9 protein-coding genes are annotated in these 18,752 nt (G+C 72.8%); 6 read left to right on the top strand and 3 right to left on the bottom strand.

Features of this window, described 5'->3' with window-relative positions:
• The gene (locus tag CRP56_RS00670) at nt 1-717 is read right to left on the bottom strand and encodes a peptidoglycan-binding protein (RefSeq protein WP_097259479.1); all 717 of its coding nucleotides are present in this window, start codon (nt 715-717) and stop codon (nt 1-3) included.
• Nucleotides 718-868: 151 nt separating this feature from the next.
• On the opposite strand from CRP56_RS00670, the gene CRP56_RS00665 reads away from it, so the two are divergent.
• Nucleotides 869-1,705 carry an AfsR/SARP family transcriptional regulator gene (locus CRP56_RS00665; protein ID WP_257039949.1) on the top strand — a complete coding sequence of 279 codons (837 nt, stop codon included), beginning with the start codon at nt 869-871 and terminating at the stop codon, nt 1,703-1,705.
• On the top strand, nt 1,624-2,502 hold the full coding sequence (locus CRP56_RS00660) for a peptidoglycan-binding protein (RefSeq protein ID WP_097259478.1): 879 nt from the start codon (nt 1,624-1,626) through the stop codon (nt 2,500-2,502). The genes CRP56_RS00665 and CRP56_RS00660 overlap by 82 nt, the downstream gene beginning before the upstream one ends.
• A gap of 35 nt (nt 2,503-2,537) precedes the next feature.
• Here the strand turns inward: CRP56_RS00660 and CRP56_RS00655 are convergent, their stop codons facing one another.
• Both CRP56_RS00655 and CRP56_RS00650 read right to left on the bottom strand, forming a co-directional pair.
• Nucleotides 2,538-4,493, bottom strand: a complete 1,956-nt coding sequence (locus tag CRP56_RS00655) for a phospholipase D family protein (RefSeq protein ID WP_097259477.1) — start codon at nt 4,491-4,493, stop codon at nt 2,538-2,540.
• 82 nt (nt 4,494-4,575) lie between these two features.
• A complete protein-coding gene (locus CRP56_RS00650; RefSeq protein WP_097273545.1) occupies nt 4,576-5,784 on the bottom strand; it encodes a DUF2235 domain-containing protein in 1,209 nt (402 codons plus the stop codon).
• 235 nt (nt 5,785-6,019) lie between these two features.
• On the opposite strand from CRP56_RS00650, the gene CRP56_RS00645 reads away from it, so the two are divergent.
• Genes CRP56_RS00645 through CRP56_RS00630 form a run of 4 tightly spaced genes read left to right on the top strand, consistent with a single transcriptional unit; the run spans nt 6,020 to nt 18,746 of the window.
• On the top strand, nt 6,020-7,081 hold the full coding sequence (locus tag CRP56_RS00645; protein ID WP_097259476.1) for a WD40 repeat domain-containing protein: 1,062 nt from the start codon (nt 6,020-6,022) through the stop codon (nt 7,079-7,081).
• A gap of 6 nt (nt 7,082-7,087) precedes the next feature.
• Entirely contained in the window at nt 7,088-10,012 is a 2,925-nt protein-coding gene (locus CRP56_RS00640; protein ID WP_097259475.1) for a DUF6603 domain-containing protein, read from the top strand.
• A 55-nt stretch (nt 10,013-10,067) separates the two neighbouring features.
• The gene (locus tag CRP56_RS00635; RefSeq protein WP_097259474.1) at nt 10,068-12,650 is read left to right on the top strand and encodes a hypothetical protein; all 2,583 of its coding nucleotides are present in this window, start codon (nt 10,068-10,070) and stop codon (nt 12,648-12,650) included.
• Nucleotides 12,651-12,680: 30 nt separating this feature from the next.
• Nucleotides 12,681-18,746: a hypothetical protein gene (locus CRP56_RS00630; RefSeq protein ID WP_097259473.1), complete on the top strand. Its 6,066-nt coding sequence runs from the start codon at nt 12,681-12,683 to the stop codon at nt 18,744-18,746.
• The last annotated feature ends 6 nt before the right edge of the window (nt 18,747-18,752 follow it).

Raw genomic sequence — 18,752 nt, 5'->3', positions numbered from 1 at the left:
CTAGTACCCGTGGGGTGCCCGGTGCGGATCGGCCTGTTGGACGCGGGCGGCGAAGTTCGAGCCGGACTGGTTCACGTGGTAGCGGTGGCGTACGTAGTTGATCGTCGCGCACATGCAGGCGACCACGTCATAGGGCGTGTCGGCGGTGCCCGCCTGGTGGTACGTGGCGAACGTGGACGGAATGCACTGGGTCGCGCCCCGGGAGCAGTTGAGCGGATGGCCGTCGGCGGCCGTGCGGCCGTGCGCGTTGACGTCCGTCGTGTTCACCCGGAACTTCGGGTGGTTGCAGGCGGACTCACGCCGGGCGATGGTGGTGAGCGCGGGGACACCGAACTGCGGGTCCATGCCGGTCAGTTGACAGGCCTTGCGCGCATAGCGCTGCATCGCCGGCTCCCCCGACTCGTCGCCCGGATCGCGGAAGGTGACCCGGGTCAGGGGGAGCGCCCCGGCTCCGTTCGACGGCGTGCCGCCGCGTACGACGGTGAAGTGGGCGAAGTGGCCGAGGGTGGTGAGGGAGGTGAGGCCGGGTTTGCCGTCGGCGTCGCTTCCTTTGAAGCCCTGGGCGAGTTGTTCGGCGCGGTAGGCGGCTCGGGTCTGTTCGCCGAAGAGGCCGGTGGCCCCGCCGGGGATCTTGTGGCCTCGTTTGATGAGGGCCTTCTGCACGGTGCGTACGTCCTCGTTCCGCTTGCCGAACTGGACGTTGGACAGAGCGACCATGACGGCTCCGCTCCCGGTCTCCCGTTCCTGATGTGATCGGTTGGTCCGAAGGTACGGAGGAGGCGTCAGCACGGCGTCATCGGGGCGTCATCGGGGAGGCGCGGAGGCGTTCCGGTCGAGTTGCCGGGGGTGCGGCAGAGGATGAAAATGGTTGCGGAACACCGTGCGTGAGGCGGTCAACGTGGTGTCTGGTCCTCCCCGGCTGCGACTGCTCGGCCAGTTCCGTCTGGAACTGGGCTCCGAGAGCGTCGAACTGTGCCGCAACGCCCAACGGCTGCTGGCCTTCATGGGCTTGCGCGGGCCGGTCTCCCGCTCCGTCCTCGCCGGCACCCTGTGGCCCGAGGTCACCGAGGGGCACGCCAGGGGCAGCCTGCGCACCGCCCTGTGGAAGCTGCCGCGGGACGAGTCGTCCCTGGTCGAGTGCCACGGCGACACCCTGCTGGTCACTCCCGCGCTGCGGGTGGACGTCCACACGCTCACCCGGACCGCGCTGGGCGTCGTACAGGGCGACGGCACCGCGCTTCACGCGCTGCCCCTACTGGGACTGCTGACCGGCGAGGACCTGCTGCCGGGCTGGGACGAGGACTGGGTGCTGCTGGAGCGCGAGCGGCTGCGGCAGCTGCGGCTGCACGCCCTCGACGCGCTTGCCGAGGCGCTGACACGGCAGGGCAGACCGGCCCTGGCAGTGGAAGTGGCGTGGGCCGCCGTACGGGCCGAACCGCTGCGCGAGAGCGCCCACCGGGCCTTGGTGTCGGCGCATCTCGCGGAGGGCAACGTCGGCGAGGCCGTCCGGCACTACGAGGCGTTCTGCCGCCTGCTGGACGAGGAGCTCGGCGTCGGGCCCTCGCCCCGGTTCGCGCGGCTCTTTCCCGGACGTGGCGGAGACAGAGCGAGAAAGGCCGCACCATGCACCAGAGCGTTCGCGACTACTGGATCTCCTTCAACGACCCTCTCGAAGGGCGTGTCCACTTCATGTACCTCGATGTGAAGGGCTATGTGAGCACCGGGATCGGCAACAAGATCGACGAGACCGCGCGGGACAACTCCGCACCGACCCCCCAGGAGCGCGCCCTCTCCCTGGCCGCCGCCGGACTGCTGCGCTGGCTGGTCAACGACGCGGACACCGAGGCGACGCCCGAGGAGGTCGCCGCCGAATGGGACACGGTCAAGTCGCGACTGGACCTCGCGCCCTTCGGACATGGCAACTTCCGGCCGCCGCTGACACGCCTGCACGTGGAGGACGACGAGATCGACCGCCATGTGTTCGCCAAGCTCGACGAGATGGAGACGGTGCTCACCGGCCGCGAGGGCTTCGGGGAGTTCGCCTCATGGCCGGCCAACGCCCAGCTGGCCACGCTCAGCATGTGCTGGGGGATGGGTCCGAAGTTCCGCTTCCCCAAGTTCCAGGGGCATGTGGCGGCCCGGGAGTGGGTGGGCGCCGCGGACGAGTGCCACTTCACACCGGACGTCGGAACCATCGGGATCCGCAACAAGCTCGACCGGGCCCACTTCCTGCTGGCGTCGCAGGCGGAGTCTCAGGGGGTGCCCGTCGAGCAGCTCGTGCTGGACGTCTCCGACGTGTTCGGCGTACAAGGCGCACTGCTCGCCCTGGGCATCAAGCCGCTGACGCAGGACGGAGTGGACGGCCCCCTCACCCAGGGCAAGGTCAAGGAGTTCCAGGCGGCCAACGGCCTGGCCGAGAACGGGGCGTTCGACGACCCGGACACGGTGTCCGCCCTCGCGTCCCAGCTCGCCGGGCTCGGATTCACCGTGTTCGGAGCCTGACCCGCGACCCCGTGCGCGCCGATCCGGTGCGCCGCTCAGCACACGGTGTTGGGGTTGAGGAGGTCCCGCAGGAACGACTCGGGGCTGGGCACGAGGTCCGCGAGGATCCCGAGGTCCATGTCCGGTACCAGCGGAACGGGAATGGCGAGAGGGCCGAACACCACCGGGGCGAGGAGCTGCCAGTTCTCCATGTGCTGGAGGCTGCGCAGCAGTTCCCGCAGCACCTCCCGCCAGTCCACGGCGGGAACCTGCGGCGGAACGGGGAAGTTCACCAGGTGACCGATCTTGCCGCCCCCGGTCGGCATCCGGCCGAGGCCGACCAGCGGGTCCTCGTGCAGCGACGGGTCCTCGTTGAGGTGCTCGCCCCAGATCTGGGTGCGCAGATCACGGACGGACACGCCGAAGCGGTGGGGTGCGCCGCCGACGGTTCCGTCGGCCAGGTCCATGTCGAAGACGCCGAGATGCAGCTCGGAATCCGTCGTGTGCGACCGGAAGTTGAGGTTGGCGCTGCCCGCGGCGGCGTACTGGTCGTCGACGATCATCAGCTTCGCGTGGACGTAGACCTGCGAGGCCGTTGCCGCCTGCTCCAGATGGAAGCAGTGGACGTTCGCGGGCGCCGCGGAGGCGATGCGCTGGAGAGCCTCGGCGCGCAGCGTCTTGTGGACGTCCCCCAGGCCCGGCGCGTCGAAGTCGCGCGCGGTGACCAGGATGAGCTGGACACCCCGGGCGGTGGCGTCCCGCAGGTCGTCGACGAGCGGCGAGGGCCACAGGTACTGGTCCTCGATGTAGATGTAGTGCTGCGCCCGGCGTATCGCCTTGCGATAGGCGGCCGTGACGGTGAACTCGCCGCCCGGCAGGAAGGAGTAGACCCCCTTGCAGGTGAGGGTGCGCAGCACCTGGACGGCCTGGGTGCCCGCGGTCGGCGACGGCCCGGGCTCCTCCGAGGAGGGGATCGGCACCGGCGTGGCGTCGATGCGGCTGGGCGTGGTGGGGTCGTTCCAGCGCTGGACCAGGGCCTGCCAGATCTGCGCGGTGGCGGGCCCGAACACCCCGCACTGCACGTCGTGCCAGCCGGGCAGGCTCGCTTTGACCCCGAGGAAGTCGGGCTCGCGCTGCCGGACGGGCGGATCGATGTGGGCGGCGTTGTCCCAGCGGTCGAGGCAGACGTCGATCCCGCCGACGAACGCGCACGGCCCCTCGGCGGCCCCCTGCACCACCGCGCACTTCTGGTGGTGCGAGCCGAAGTGCCCCACCCGGGCGTCGAGGACCGCCTGGGCGCCCGCGCCGACCAGGGCGGTACGGAAGTCGAAGTTGTCCTTGGACGGCAGGGTGGGCACCCTTGGCCTGCGCACCGGCAGGGTGGAGAACTGCGAGCCGTACAGCAGGGCGCGCACCACGACGCCGTCGGTGTGGAGTTTGAGGAGCCGGTCCAGGATGCCCGGTGAACCCGTGACCACAGGGCGCAGCATCTGCTCGGGCGAGAATCGCCAGCCCGCGAACAGCACCCGGTCACCGGCGGTCAGCGCGTCCAGCCGGGCGGCCAGGGTGTCGTAGTACGCCTCGCCGTCGACGAAGAAGAGCACCAGGTTGTCCAGGGTGAAGGCGGGCGAGCGGAAGGGGCCCATCTCTGCCTCGGTCAGCAGCCAGTCCTCGGGTACGACGCTCTCCACGGGCGGGACGGGCGGGTTTTCGACGGCCGCGCGTATCTCGTCCAGCTTCTGCACCGTCAACGGGCCGACGTCGTCGATCACCTCGGCCTCGGGCACGCCGAGCACCTCGACCTTGAACCGGGCCACCGCACCGGCGGTCTCGTCGCCGTAGTCGCCGTCGGCCCCGAACCGGGGCAGACAGTCCGGGTCCCGGTCGAGCAGGGCGATCTGCACCTTCTGCACGGCCGGATCGTTGCGGTGCCGGGTCCGCGAGATGCGGTCCTGGTCCTGCGCGATCGCTTCCAGCAGCGGGTCGCCGGCAAAGAGCGCGGACGTCAGCATCCCGGTTCTCCTTCACCAAGGCGGGGCCCGCCTTCGCGGGGTCCGGCAATCGGCGGCTGTGGCCGCAGCGGCCACAGCGGTGTCACGTCGTGCGGTGCAGGTCGTCGTTCGTGGCGGCCGGTCCCTTCGGCGCGGACGGCGCGGACGGCAGCGGCGGCAGGCCCGAGGCGAGGCCCGGCAGCAGGACGGGCTCGAGGCGGATCCGGTCGGGACGGGCGAGATACCGCTCCAGTTCGGGCGGCCGGTAATCGCTGTTCTGGTCGTAACGCTCCTTGGCGGGCACCGCCAGGAACTCGTTGCCGTCGGGTTCGCCCTTGTCGTTCGCCGCTCCCGCGATCGGCCGGTGCAGCGGTTTGGCCAGCTTGTACATCCCGGTCCGCGAGGAGTGCAGTGACCCCAGCGCGTCGGGCCGTACCCGGAAGTCGATGCTCTCCTCGGGTTTCATCACCTTCGGCCCGGCCTCGCTGAGCGCGTCGGGGTCGAACTCCAGCCCGTGGCGGCGGGCCTGATCGACCATCCACAGCAGGGGGATGTCGGACAGTCCCGTTTCCTTGTAGCCGCCGCCGACATCGCAGTGCACCCCGGAGAACCAGACCTGCTGGAGCTCCTGCCCCTGCTCGGCGGCGCCGGGCTGCTGGTGCCACAGGGTCGGCCGGAACGCCGAGCGCTGTTCGTCGATGGCGAGCGCGTGGAAGGCGGCCCGGACCCAGCCGCTCAGTTCGGTGTTGTGGAAGGCCCAGCGGCGGTTGAACCGCTTGGCGGCCGGCTGGAGCCAGGCCGCGTCCGGAACCGGGATACCGAGGGAACCCACCGTGTCCCACACCCCGATGAAGCGGATCTCCGTCTCGCGCGCGTACGAGCGGCGGAACAGCGTGGCCGCCGCGCCGTTGGGCTGCTCGATCCGGTCGCGGTACAGCCCCCACGCCTCCGGGATGCGGTCGGTGTGGTCCCGGCGCACGATCCCGCAGTTGCGGGTCAGCCCCGCCAGACTGCGAGCGGTGAACGCGCCCCGGCTGAAACCGAAGAGGAACAGTTCGTCGCCCGGCTCGTACGTCTCGACGAGGAAGCGGTAGGCGTCGACGATGTTTTGCGACAGACCCGCGCCGAACGCGCCGCCCCGCAGCCGTTCCCGCCGACGGGTTCCGACGCCGCTGTGGTAGTAGACGCGCTGTTCCTTGCCCGCGGCGGTTCCCGAACGCACGGACAGGGCGACCTTGGCCACGTTCGTCTTGCTGGGCTGGTCGGCGAAGTTCCAGGTGCCGTCGCAGCAGACGATCAGACGTTTCGCCATGACCATCCCTCCTCGCGAGAGCGCGAAGCGGCATATCACACCACCTCCATGCTCGCACCGCTGACAGGGGCGCGCCATGCGACACCAGTTCGGGTCGGTGACCTGCGACGGTTCATGTGGCGAGCGTCGACATTCCGGCTAGGCTGGTGAGTTGCCTCGATCGCACACAGCGTCACCTCGATCGTGCACAGTCGCACCTCGCCGTCGAACTCCTCGCCTCAAGGAGGAGCCGCTCATGAGTGAGCCGGGCACCGTGGCACTCACCGTCAAGCACGACGATTCCGTCCAGGCGATCGCTTTCAGCCCGGACAGCACCCGTTTCGCCAGCGCGGGCAGCGACTCCCTGCTCCGGGTGCGCCCGGTCGGCATCGGTGTCCCGCTGGACATGCCCGTCGACGGATCCGTGACCGGCATCGCTTTCAGCCCTGACGGCAGCAAGATCGCCGTAGCCGACTTCGAGTCCGTGTCGCTGCGGGACAGTACGTCCGGCGCGGTCGTCTGGCAGGGGCCGCTCGATCCGGGGAACTCGGTGAACACCGTGCGGTTCGGGGCGAACGGACAGGTCGTCGCCGTCACCGACACCCTGGTCGCGGTGCTCGACCAGGCCACCGGCGCGACCGTCAAGCGGATCACCGTCGACACGCCGCTCATCGCGGATGTGGACGTGAGCCGGGACGGCACCCGGATCGCGCTGGCCATCGACGAACGCCACGGCGGCAACCACAAGTTCGCCGGCTCCGCGCGGGTCCTCGACCTGGCCACCGGCACCGAGGTCGGGAAGCTGACCCCCGCCAACGCCGTCCACGCGGTCGCGTTCAGCCCGGACGGGTCCAGGGTGCTGTGCTGCTCCGCGGACGACACCACCCGCATGTTCAAGGCGCAGGGAGGGGCGGAGGAGTGGCGGGTAGGGGGCGAGGCCGAGGACGAGGTCACCAGCCCGAACTGTGTGGCGTTCGACCCGAAGGGCAAGTGGACCGTGGTCGGCGGCTCCGACGGGTTCGCCCGGATCCGGGAAGCGGAGAGTGGCGAGGAGAGGGGCCGGACACCGAAGCTGATCGCCGGTCAGCCGAGCCCGGGAGCCGTCACGCACGTGGCGTTCAGCCCGAACGGCAAGCATGCGGCCAGCGCCTGCATCGACAACCTCGTGCGGCTGTTCAACCTCGGTGGCGAGAAGGTCTACGAGGTGAGCACCGACGAAGTGCTGACGATGACGTTCAGCCCCAACGGCCGCTGGCTCGGCGTCGGTTGCTTCGACCGAGCGCTGGTCATCGACAACGGCGAAGCCAACCAGGGGTGAGACGCCATGGACCCGCACGAGCTCCTGCACCAGGTAGCCGACCAACTGCGCGCCCTGACCCGGGACGCCGTGGAGGGGCTGGTACGCGATCTGCCCGAGCTCGGCGAGGATCCGTCCGCCGCCGGCACGGTCCTCGCCGGACGGCTGCTCGCCGTGCACGACCGGCTGCCCGCCGGGAACTCGCTGGTGGAACTCGTCCGGGAGATGCTCGGCGACCTCGGCGGCGACTCGGCCGTGCCGTTGCGGCTGCACGGCTGGCGGCGGGCGCCCGGCGCGCCGCTCGGAGTGGCGCTGGTGCTCACCGACCCGTCTGGAGCGGCATCCGGGCGGGCCGTGCTCGGAGTGACTCCGTCCCCGGCCCCGGACGGGCCGGTGTTCGACGTGGTGGTCACCCCGGGGACCGCCCTGTCCCTGCCCGCGACGGCCACGCAGGCATGGAGCGCGGAGGCGACCATCGCCGCCCCGCCCGAGGGCTGGGACGCCGCCTTCGGCCCCGGCCTGCCGCCCCCGGCTCCCGGCGGCACCGCGACCATCACGCTCCAGCGCACCGGGCGACTGGCCGCCGGGATGACCGACGGGCCGGGGATCGGCGTCGACGGCATCGGCCTCACCGTGACCGTGGCCCCGGGAGTGCCCGCGGCCGTCGAGGTCGAGTTGCGCCGGCTCACCGCCGCCGTCCTGCCCGCAGCGCTGGCCCGGCTGGTCGGCCTCGGCGGGGCCAGTCCGATGTCCGACGGCTCCGGTGCGGTCAACGTCACCGTCCGGGCGGACGCGGGCGAGGGCCTGCGCTTCACCGGGACCGGTGCGCTGCGCGTCCCCCTCCCGCTGCGGGTGAACGCGCCGTATGTGTCCACCCGGGGCGCGGCCCTGGAACTGACCTCCGACGGGGGCGAGCCACGGCTCGCACTTTCCGTGTCCGCCACCGCCGGGCTCCCGGGGCTGCCCCTGCGGGTCTTCCTCGACGGCGCCGGCATCGACCTGCCGGTGGCCCTGTCACCGGCGACCCGTCCGGGCGTCGACCCGCGCCGGCTGCGCGAACTGTTCCCGGACGGCATCGGCACCGAGCTGAAACTGCCGCCCGTCTCCGGCGGCGGAGTGGTCCGGCGGACCCCCGACCAGGGGTACGCGGGGCTCATCTCGGTCGACCTCGGGGTGCTGCGGGTGCAGGCCGTCGCACTGTTCCGGCCGCCCGACGGAAAGGCGCCCACCAGCTTCCTGGTGCTGCTCTCCGCCCAGTTCCCGGCCCCCGGCATCCAACTGGGGTTCGGGTTCGCGCTGGACGCGGTCGGCGGACTCGTGGGTGTCAACCGGCGCGCGGACATCACCGCCCTCCAGCAGCTGGTCTGCGACGGCAATGCCGACCATGTGCTGTTCCCGGACCGCGTCGTGGAACGCGCCCAGGAGATCACCGGATCCCTCGGTGCCGCCTTCCCGGTCGCCTCCGGGCGCTTCCTCGTCGGGCCGATGGTCCGCATCACCTGGGGCGGACGGATGGTGTCGCTGTCCGGCGCCCTCATCCTGGAACTGCCCGCCCCGGCGCGCGCGGTTCTGGTGGGCCGGCTGCTGGTCGGGCTGCCCGACCCGGCGGTGCCGCTCATCCGGTTGCAGGCGAGTGTGCTCGGCCGCCTGGAACCGGCCGTCCCGCTGGTCGAGCTGTTGGTGTCACTGTCCGGCTCGTGGATCGTGGGACTCGCTGTGCGGGGCGAGCTGTATCTGCTGGTACGCGGCGGCGCGCAGCCGGAGTTCGTCCTGTCCGCCGGTGGCTTCCACCCCCGCTACACCCGCCCCGCCCGGGTGCCCGCGCTGCGCCGGCTCCAGGTCGACCTGGCCCCGGGCAACGGGTTCGGACTGCGGATGGAGGCCTACTTCGCCATCACCTCTAACGCGCTGATGTTCGGCGGCCAGGTGCAGCTGGACGCGACGATCGCCGGCTGCGGGGTGCAGGGCTGGCTCGGGCTCGACGCCCTGTTCGTGTTCGATCCGTTCGCGTTCACGGTCCACGTGCGCGCCGGGGTGGCGGTGCGCGCCTTCGGCCGCCGACTGGCAGGCATCGGCCTGGACTTCACCCTGGAGGGTCCGGCGCCCTGGCACGCCTTCGGCACCGGCAGCATCTCGGTGCTGTTCTGGGACGTCGAGCTGGACTTCGACGTCCGCTGGGGATCACCGCCCGCGGTCGGGCAGCAGCCCGCGCGCCCGCCGATCGAGGCGCTGACCGCGGAGCTGGCGCAGGCGAAGGCCTGGGCGGCGGAGCGGCCGGCCGAGGAGCGCACCGCGCTGGTGTTCACCCCCGCGGCGACCGAGAAACTGAACCAGGGCAGCCTCGTCCACCCCGACGCCACTCTGCGGGTCACCCAGCACGTCGTTCCGCTGGGCGTGCCGATCTCCCGCTTCGAACGGCGACCGGTACCGGTGCAGACGTGGACGATCACGGAGATCACCCTCGGTACGCCGAGGTCCGCCGCCGGACTGCCCTCGTTGGCCGAGCGGTTCGTACCCGGCGAGTTCTTCGACCTGACCGAGGACGAGCAGCTGACCAGGCCCGCGTTCGTCAGCCACGCCGGCGGGCTGCGGACGGGCGCCGACGACGGCATCCGGCTCGGCGCCGGTCACCGGGTCGACGACGGCTACGAGACCGGTTACGAACCGCCCCTGCCAGAGCCGCAGTTCTCCCCCTGGCCGGGTTTCTTCCACCGCGAGGCGGTCTGCACGGTCAGCGCCGCCGAGCGGCTGGAACGGTGGCGCACGCGCGAAGCGGCCCTCGCGGTGCGCCCGCCGACGCTCAGCGTGGCCGCCGCCGGCACCCTGCGACCGCTGCTGGACGACGTCACGCTGGTCGACGCCACGACGGACGCCTGGGAAGCGGTCCGCGGACAACTCGCGCAACAGCCCGACGAGGTGCGGCTCGTCGAGCACTGGGAGGTACGTCCATGACGGCGCCGCACGGGAGACGTCCGCCGCCACCTTTCGAGTCCGGCGGGAGCGGCGCATGAGCACCCGATGGTTCTTCTCCTCGGCGCGGCTCGGGGCCGCCGCCTCGGCCCAGGGCCAGGCGCTGGCGACCTCGGTGCGGTTCACGCGGGACAGCGGCGGCCGCCGTGAGGAGCAGCCGCCGGTGCACGGGCCGACGCTGTCCCTGGTGGGTCCGGGGGACGTGTTCGGGTTCGACCGCGGCATGATCCTGCGGGAGGAACCACCGCCCGGCACCGCCGACGCCGCGGAGAACGTGCTGGCCGGAGTCGAGCTGGCCCACGCCGACCTGCCCTGGCTGCTGTCCCCGAAAACGGTGTCCCCCTCGGGCGGGCCCACCCCGCAGCCCTGGATCGCGCTGATCGTGCTGGCCGAGGACGAGGCCGCGCCACCGCGTGACGCGCGCCCGCTGCCGGTGCTGACCGCTCCCGTCGCCGCGCTGCCCCGGCCGGCCGAGCGATGGGCCTGGGCCCATGTGGAGGCGCGGCTGCCCGACGACGTCACCGACGACGCCGGTGCGCGAGCACGTGTGGAGCAGCACCTGCGCACCCACTCGGCCGACGTCGTCGCACGGCTGCTGTGCCCGCGCCGACTGGCCCCGGACCGGGGGTGGATCGCCGCCGTGGTGCCCGCCACCGCCGCCGGACGCGACGCGGGCCTGAACGTGACGCCCGGGGGAGCGGCCACCGAGGACGCCTGGCCGATCGCCGGCCGCGACACCGTCGACCTGCCCGTCTACCACTGGTGGAGGTTCCGCACCGGGAAGGCGGGCACCTTCGAGGAACTGGCCCGCCGTTTGCGCTTCCGGTCCGCCGCCGAGGCCGGACTCGGCAGCCGCGTCATCGACGTCGGCCGCCCCTGGCCCGCCGAGGCATCCACCGGAGCGGCCACCGTGGCCATCGACGGTGCACTGCGCGCCCCCGGCACGGCCGTCCCCGAGACCTGGTCGGAGCCCGCCGCACAAGACCGCTTCCGGGCCCTGCTCACCCAACGCCTGGACGCACCCGCCCGGCGCCGCGAGGAGCCCGTGGCACCGGGCGAGGAGGGGCCGGCACAGCCGCCGGTCGAGGACCGGGACACCGCCGCCGTGGCCCCACCCCTCTACGGCAGCCACCACACCGGCCGGCAGACCGTGCCCGACGAGCCCGACCACTGGATGAACACCCTCAACCTGGAGGTCCGCCGCAGGGTGGCGGCCGCACTCGGCACCCGGTATGTGCAGCTGGAGCAGGAGTTCCTGATGGCCCGTGCCTGGGAACAGGTCGGCGAGATCCGGCAGGCCAACCGGCTGCTGGCGACCGGGGAGCTGGCCGCCGCCGCGGCCGAACAGGCCCAGCGCAAGCACCTCGACGCGCTGGACACCGCCGACCTCGTGACCGTCATGGCACCGCTCAGCGGACGCCTGCCCCTGTCCGTCCCCGGGTCGGAGGCGACCGAGAACACCCTGGCCGCAGGCGCGTCGGGCACGATCGAGACCACTCTGGCCGAACTGCTGGCCTCGGCCAAGGACAAGGTACTGGCCGGCACGGCCAGCACCTCGTTCGTCCGGCTGACCCGCAGCAACGGCGCCCTCGCCCGTCGCACCCGGCGGGGCTCGACCGGCGACACCTCCGGCGACCAGCCGCCCGACCCGGTCCTGGCGCGGGGGCTGAGAGACATGGACGTCATGGGCGACGGCGCACCCGAGGACGCCCTGCCGGGAGAGCTGCGCGCCGGGCTCGCCGCGACCCGGCTGCAGATGCGGCGTATGGCCGACCGCATCCCCGCCGACTTCTGGTCGCAACGCGCTCCGACCGACACCCGCCCCCTGCGCCCGATCATGGCCCACCCGAAGTTCACCGTGCCCATCGCCGAGGAACTCCTGGCCCGCTGGCCGGAGTGGGCACTGCCGGGCATCAGCGCGCTGCCGCCCGACTCGGTGACGCTGCTGGAGACCAATCCCGAGTTCATCGCCGCCCTGCTCGTCGGACTCAACCACGAGTTCAACCGGGAACTGCTGTGGCGGGAGTTCCCCACCGACCAGCGCGGCACCCCCTTCGCCCGGTTCTGGCCCGGTGACGACGCGGACGTCGAGGAGATCGCGCTGTGGCCGCCCGACACCCCGCTGGGCAGCCAATTGCGCACCGGCGGCCAGGGCAATCTGGTGCTGCTCGTGCGCGGCGACCTGCTGCGCCGCTTCCCCGGCACCGCCCTGCTCGCCGTACGCGGTGTCGACGGCAAGCTGCCTCGCACGTTCGACGGCGTGCCGGGCACCCCGCTCGCACTGGACGAGTCCACGGTGCTCTACCTCTTCGCCGGTCTCGACGCGGCCCGGGCCCGCGCCGAGGACTGGTTCTTCGTGTTCCGCGAACCCATGCGTGGCACCCAGTTCGGGTTCGACGCCGGATCTCCGCCCGGCGAGCTGAAGACCTGGGCGGACCTGACCTGGGACGCCGTCGGCGTGCCCGAGGGCGCGTGCGTCCGGCTCGACCAGGCGCCCGGACCACCGACCCAGCAGCCCGATGCCCCGCTGTGGAACCACGACCCGGCCGACATGGCCCGCATCGCCTTCCAACAGCCGTTCCAACTGGCCTTCCGGGCCACCACCTTGCTGGGCGGCTGACCACCGCGCGAGGACAGGAGCACCCCCGACATGACGGACGCCTTCGCGGCCCGCGCGCAGCTGGACCGGGCACGCACCGACGCGGATGCCGCCCAGGCCCTCGCGGACGAGCAGGAGGCCGTGGTGCGACGCCTCCAGGAGCACATCCGGGCCGGACTCCCCGACCCCGTCCAGATCGGCCAGCGCCCCAGCGCCGAACTGCTCACCGAGGCCGAGGCCGCCCTCGCGCAACTGCGGGCCGCGGCCGAACAGGCGAACGGCTTCGCCGCCAATGCCGAGGAGGAGCTGACCAACGCCCTCGGCGAGGGCACCGCGCTGTTCCCCGACGGCAACACCGACCCGATCGCCCTGCTGCCGGTGCGGGTGGAGACCATCTGGTGGGAGCCGAGCACCCTGCGCGTGCGGATCTATCCGGACGACATCCTGCTCTCGCCGTTCGATCCCCGGCTGACCCCCGCCGAGGCGGCCGCCGCCACCGAATACTGGCGAAACCCGGGCCCGGAAGCCTGGCAGAAGGTCCTCACCAGACTGCGTCCGGCCCGCGCGTCCTGGGCGGTCCGCGCCGCCCGCCCCGGCTCCCCGCCGCCCCAGCAGCGCCCAGACGACCCCGGACAACCGAGTCGGCGGCAGGTCGCGATGCCGAAACGCTGGCGCTTCCTCGGCCTGCTCGACGGCCAGGTCGTCGTGGACAAGCTCGGCCGTCCGGTCCCAGACCCACTGCCCATCGGCCTGCTGCGCGCCGAGGACGAGGGCTGGGAGACCGACTGGTTCCAGGCGCTCAAGGCCGGCATGGGCATCGAGCTCAACTTCCCACCCGACGGCACCGAGCACCTGGACGAACTCCTGGTCGTCGGCGTCCGCGACGACTCCGCGACGGACGGCGCCGCCCGGCTGCGCGACCTGCTGCACGGCCACCGGTTCGGCGGCGGACTCGGCATCCTGCCCTCCGGCACTGCCACCAACAACACACCGCACACCCGCTCCGGCTGGTCCTCCGCGCCCGCCTACCCCGGCCCCGACCCGGACCCGGAGGCGGGCCGGCGGCCGGTCGCCGACGCCCTGGCCGCTGCCCTCGGTCTGCCGGACGCCGGGTTCCTGCGCGGCTGTTCCGGCGCGGACGACCCGGAGCCGTCGGCCGTCGCCGCGCTGACCCTGCTCACCTGGCCCACCCTCGGCAAGGGATTCGCCGAGGCCGCGCTGAGCACGCTCGATCTGGGCACCCGGCAGGTCACCGGTGTCGCCCCCGGCGGCCCGTGGCGTGCCGTGCGCGACCACCTCGCCGAGCATGTGCGCGGGCGCGGGCCGCTGCCGATGCTGCGGGTCGGGCGCCAGCCGTACGGCGTGCTGCCCGCGACCGCGCTCGGCGACTGGCGTGCCGAACGCACCCGCGACGTGGATGCCCTCCTCGCTCCCTGGCTGCTGCGCCTGCGGGAGTGCTGGCGGGCGGCCCTGAACAACAAGATCCCCATCGACCCCATCCCCCGGGTCCAGCCGGGCCTGCCGGTCGACCAGGTGACCGTGGACGCGCTGCAACGGCTGCCCGTGGCGACCGGCCTGGCCATGCGCCGCATGGACGGCCCCGCCTTCGCCGTGCCGAAGACCGCACGCGACGAACCCCCGGCCCGACCGGGTCTGCCCGGCCTCGCAGCCGACGGGATGCTGCGCTGGACCACGAGCGGCGACGGCTGGACCTCCCTCGGCTGGGGCCTGGACGACAGGACGGGCGTCCCCGAGTTCGTCACCCGGCTCACGCCCGACGCCACCGCCTTCCCGGCCCGGGCCGCGGCCACCGCGGACTATCTGGGGGCCGTACGCGCCTTCCTCGCGGGCCGGCTGGACGCCGCGGGCTTCGACGCGGCATGGCCGGTCGAGCTGTCCTCGGGCCGCGAGACCCCGCCCCGGCGCAGCACGTTCTTCGACCTTCCGGGAGTGCAGGCCGAGGAGCCGGGCCAAGGAGGCGGGCAACCACAGGACGGCGACGACGCGCCGCCCGAGGACGACGACACAACCCCGCCAGACCTCCCGCCGGAACCCCCACCGGACGCGAGCGGACTGCTCGATGCCCTGCTGTTCCTGCCCAACTGGACGTTTTTCCAGGGCGACGACGGCGAGGAGGGCACCGACGACCCCCTGCGCCAGGCGCTCGCCGTCACCAGCGACGTGGACCAACTGGTGGCCGACGTCATCGACGGACTCGACGAGCAGGAGCGCGCCGAACGGGTCGCCGCCGCCACCCGTGCCGCCGCCGCGCTACCCCGCCTCGAACAGGCGCTGCGGACGCTCGCCGCCGTACCGGTGACCCGGCTGCCCGAGCTGTTGCTGGAGGTCATCGACACGTACGCGCACCGGCTGGACGCCTGGATCACCTCCTTGGCGTCACGGCGGCTGGCCGAACTGAGGGCGTCCGGCGTCGAGGGTGTCCGGTTCGGCTGCTACGGCTGGGTGGAGAACCTGCTGCCCCCGGAAGAGCGCGAACAGGTCGACATCGAACTGGACGACGTGGACACCACCGTCGAGGTGTCCGCCCAGGACGGCTACATCCACGCACCGTCCCTGCACCACGCGGCCACGGCGGCCGTCCTGCGCTCGGGCTTCCTCGGCAACCCCGACGAACAGTCCTACGCGGTCAACTTGACCTCCCGCCGCGCCCGCATCGCCCGCTGGCTGCTCGGCGGGGTACGCCAGGGCCAGAACTTGGGCTCCCTGCTGGGCTATCGGTTCGAACGGGCCCTGCACGACGCCCAACTGGACGAACTCGTCGAACGGTTCCGTCGCCAGTTCCCCCTGCCGGTCGTACCCGAACCGCAAGGAGAGGCGGGCGAGACCGACTTGTGGGCGCGCAGCGCGGAAGTGATCGCCGCACGCAATGTGGTCGACGGGATGGCCCTCGCGCGGGCGGGCGCCGGTGCGCCGGCCCTGTCCAGTGTCATCGACACCGCGCCGGTGGTCCCGCCGGAGAAGCAGGCGGCGGTGACACCGTTGCTGGAGGACCTCGTCGACGCCCTGGACGCGGTCGGTGACCTGGTACTGGCCGAGAGCGTGCACCAGTTGGTGGGCGGCAACCCCATCCGCGCGGGGCTGACCGCCGACACCCTGGGCCGTGGCGAGGACGTGCCGGACACCTTCCGCGTGCTGCGCACTCCGCACCGGGCGCGCGCCATCACCCACCGAGTCGGCGTGCTGCTGCCGCCCGACGCCGCCCCGACCGGCTGGCCGGACGATCCCCTCGCCGCGCTCCAACCCGCCCTGGAGGCCTGGGTCGCGCAGCTGCTGGGTCCGGCGGCGGGCTGGACGCTCACGGGGGTGCTCGGTGCACACTCCGACGGTCAGAACCACGACGGGGACGCGCACAGCGACGGCCCAGGGCATGAGGTGGACGCGCAGGCCGACGGCCAGGTCGTGTTCGAAGTCACCGTCGACCGGCTGGGATTGGGCGCCCTGCGGACCGTACTGGACGCGGCCGCCGTCCAACCAGCCGGGCTGTGGCAGGCCGTTCGCGGCGCCATGGGTGTCCCGCCGGACACCGCGGTCGAGTTCACCGGACCCGGATGGAGCGCTCTGCGCGGTCGGGCGGCCCGGATCCGGTCACTGCTGACCACCGCGCAGTCACTGCTGCCGGCACACCTTCCCGAGGACCCCGTCGGCCGTACGGTCGACACGGCCGGGCTGCGCACCCGCCTCGCCGCCTTCGCCGCGAGCCCCCTGGTCGCGGGGCACCCGGCGCAGGCCGCACTGCGCGCCCTGGCCGCGGAGCAGGTCACCCCGGCGACGGCTGAGGCCTGGCTGTCCCGGGCCCGCCCGACGCTGACCGAGGTGCTCGGCGCGGACGTACCCCTCCTGCCCACACTCACCGCAGTGGCACCGCAGCCCGCCGGACCCGGCGACGTGCCCGGGGCCGAACTGGAGGACTGGCTGCGGCGCAACGCGGCCGTACGACCGACGGTGCGCACCCTGCACGAGACGCTGCTGCTGGCCGGGACCCGCGCCGAACGGGCCGAACGGCTGCGCGCGGCACAGCGTCCGGCGGGCGCGGCCGACGCGTGGATCGGCGGCACCTTCCCCGCCGGGCAGCGCCCCCTGGCCACCACGCACCTCGTCTGGCACGCGCCCGTGGACGTCGCACCCGGCGCGGCCGTCACCGGCCTCGTCCTCGACGAGTGGATCGAACTCCTTCCCGGCTCCGACCAGCCTCCCCCGCCCCCCGAGGCCGCACCACCCGCCGAGGGTGCGCCGCAGACCGAACTGACCGGCGTGGCCTTCCACTACGACCGCCCCGACGCCAAGGCGCCGCACAGCGTCCTCATCGCCGTGCCCCCGGACCTCAGCCGCGGCTGGACCTCCGACGGCCTGGTGCAAGTGCTGCGCGAGACACTCGAACTGGCCAAGCTGCGCGCCGTCGACCTGCAAGACCTGCCGCAGCTTGACGACCTCCTCCCGGGCATCCGCATCAGCCAGCACGGAGCGACCGGGCGAGCGTTGTCCATGATGGAGACCCGTCGGCCGAACACCGACCCGGAAGGACCCTTCCGGCTGGAGCCGAACCACCGCGCCGCCGACATCGAGCAGGGGCTGGCCGCCCGGGTGCACGACCCGCTGTGGCTGCTCACCCGGCAGTGGCAGTTCGGCGAGTTCGCCGCCCAGGACGCCGGTTCGCCCGCGGTGGTCCGGATGAGCGGCGGCAGCGTCCCGATCGACGCCTGGCGCCCGGGCGGGAGCACGGACTGGACCCCCTACGATCCACGCCTGGGGCCGCTGGACATCCAGGTCGAGGACGAACCCGTCCAGGTCGATGAACGGCTGCGCGCCGAAGGCGGCACCGCACTCCTGCGGATGTGCGACGACGCCGGGTTGCGCGCCGCCGCCCGCACGGTCCTCGCGCCCCACCTGCTCCCGGCCGGCGAGCCGGACACGAGCCTCATCGGCCTGCTGGACGGCCGGATGCCCGACGCGGCGTCGGTGGCGGCCGCGCTGGACGCGGGCTCCTTCGACAGCGGACCGGAGCCGCAGCTGGCCGAGGTGCTCGGGCGGTGGCGCACCTGGTGGGCCGGACAACTCGCCGAGCACGGCCCGGACTGCTTCGACCCGCACCGCTTCGAATACGGCGTGGAACTGTCCACCGGCGGGACGGTCCTGCGCGCCGAGGAGTACCTGGGCGACGGCCTTGACTGGTACGGCCTGGACGTACATCCCGACCCCGACGCCGAGGCGGCACCGCAAGGACAGCGCCGGCCGTTCACCGAGGAGGGCCTGCCCTCGACCGTGCGCTACGGCGGGCTGCCGGCCGACCGGTTCTGGGAGATGGAGGACGCGCGCGTCGACCTCGGCGCGACGGACGTGTCCGCACTCGACACCGGCCGACTGCTGCTGATCTCGTTCGCCACGGTCTTCGGCAACGACTGGTTCCTGGTGCCCCTGGAAGTGCCGACCTCCTCCCTGACCGTCGTGGACCAACTGCTGGTACGCGACGTGTTCGGCCGCCACCATCTGATCCGGCGGGCCGGCGAGGACGACCCGTCCTGGTCGATGTTCACCCTGCACAGCCCCGACCCGGACCAGCCGGCGGCGTCCGGTCTGCTGATCCTGCCCACCGAGCCCGGCCAGAGCGGACAGCCCCTCGAACATGTGGTCCTGGCCCGCGACGAACTGGCCAACCTGGCCTGGGCCGTTCAGCATCACTACACCGACGCCCGGGGCGAGCGGATCGACCGCCGGGACCGCTGGGCACGCGCCACCCGGCCGGAGCCCGCCCCGGCCGGGGAACTGCCCAGCTATGCGGTGCAGACCATCGTGCCGGACTACTGGTTCCCGCTCGTCCCCGAGGAGATCCGCACCGCCGAGATCCGCTTCCGTCTGGTCGGCCTCACCGCTCCCGGCCTCGACGCCCGCCCCGAGGGCCGCCTCATCACGCCCGGACTGTGGGTGCACGAGGAGGAGGTGCCGCGCGACGGGGTGTACGTCACCCGCCGACCGGTGCTGGCCCGTTGGGTCGACGGCTCCTGGCACAGCTGGGTCCGCAGGGAGAAGGCGCCCGGTACGGGGGAGAGCTCCAGCGGGCTCGCCTTCGACACGGTGCGGCCGACGGAGCCCTGGCCGTGACGCCAG

Source organism: Streptomyces sp. TLI_55, from assembly GCF_900206255.1.
GTDB lineage: Bacteria > Actinomycetota > Actinomycetes > Streptomycetales > Streptomycetaceae > Streptomyces > Streptomyces aquilus.
This window is presented reverse-complemented; position numbering and strand designations above follow the sequence as displayed.

Coding starts and splice junctions, on each gene's coding strand:
- CRP56_RS00670 (WP_097259479.1), bottom strand. CDS start 717: ATGGTCGCTCTGTCCAACGTCCAGTTCGGCAAGCGGAACGAGGACGTA.
- CRP56_RS00660 (WP_097259478.1), top strand. CDS start 1,624: ATGCACCAGAGCGTTCGCGACTACTGGATCTCCTTCAACGACCCTCTC.
- CRP56_RS00655 (WP_097259477.1), bottom strand. CDS start 4,493: ATGCTGACGTCCGCGCTCTTTGCCGGCGACCCGCTGCTGGAAGCGATC.
- CRP56_RS00650 (WP_097273545.1), bottom strand. CDS start 5,784: ATGGCGAAACGTCTGATCGTCTGCTGCGACGGCACCTGGAACTTCGCC.
- CRP56_RS00645 (WP_097259476.1), top strand. CDS start 6,020: ATGAGTGAGCCGGGCACCGTGGCACTCACCGTCAAGCACGACGATTCC.
- CRP56_RS00640 (WP_097259475.1), top strand. CDS start 7,088: ATGGACCCGCACGAGCTCCTGCACCAGGTAGCCGACCAACTGCGCGCC.
- CRP56_RS00635 (WP_097259474.1), top strand. CDS start 10,068: ATGAGCACCCGATGGTTCTTCTCCTCGGCGCGGCTCGGGGCCGCCGCC.
- CRP56_RS00630 (WP_097259473.1), top strand. CDS start 12,681: ATGACGGACGCCTTCGCGGCCCGCGCGCAGCTGGACCGGGCACGCACC.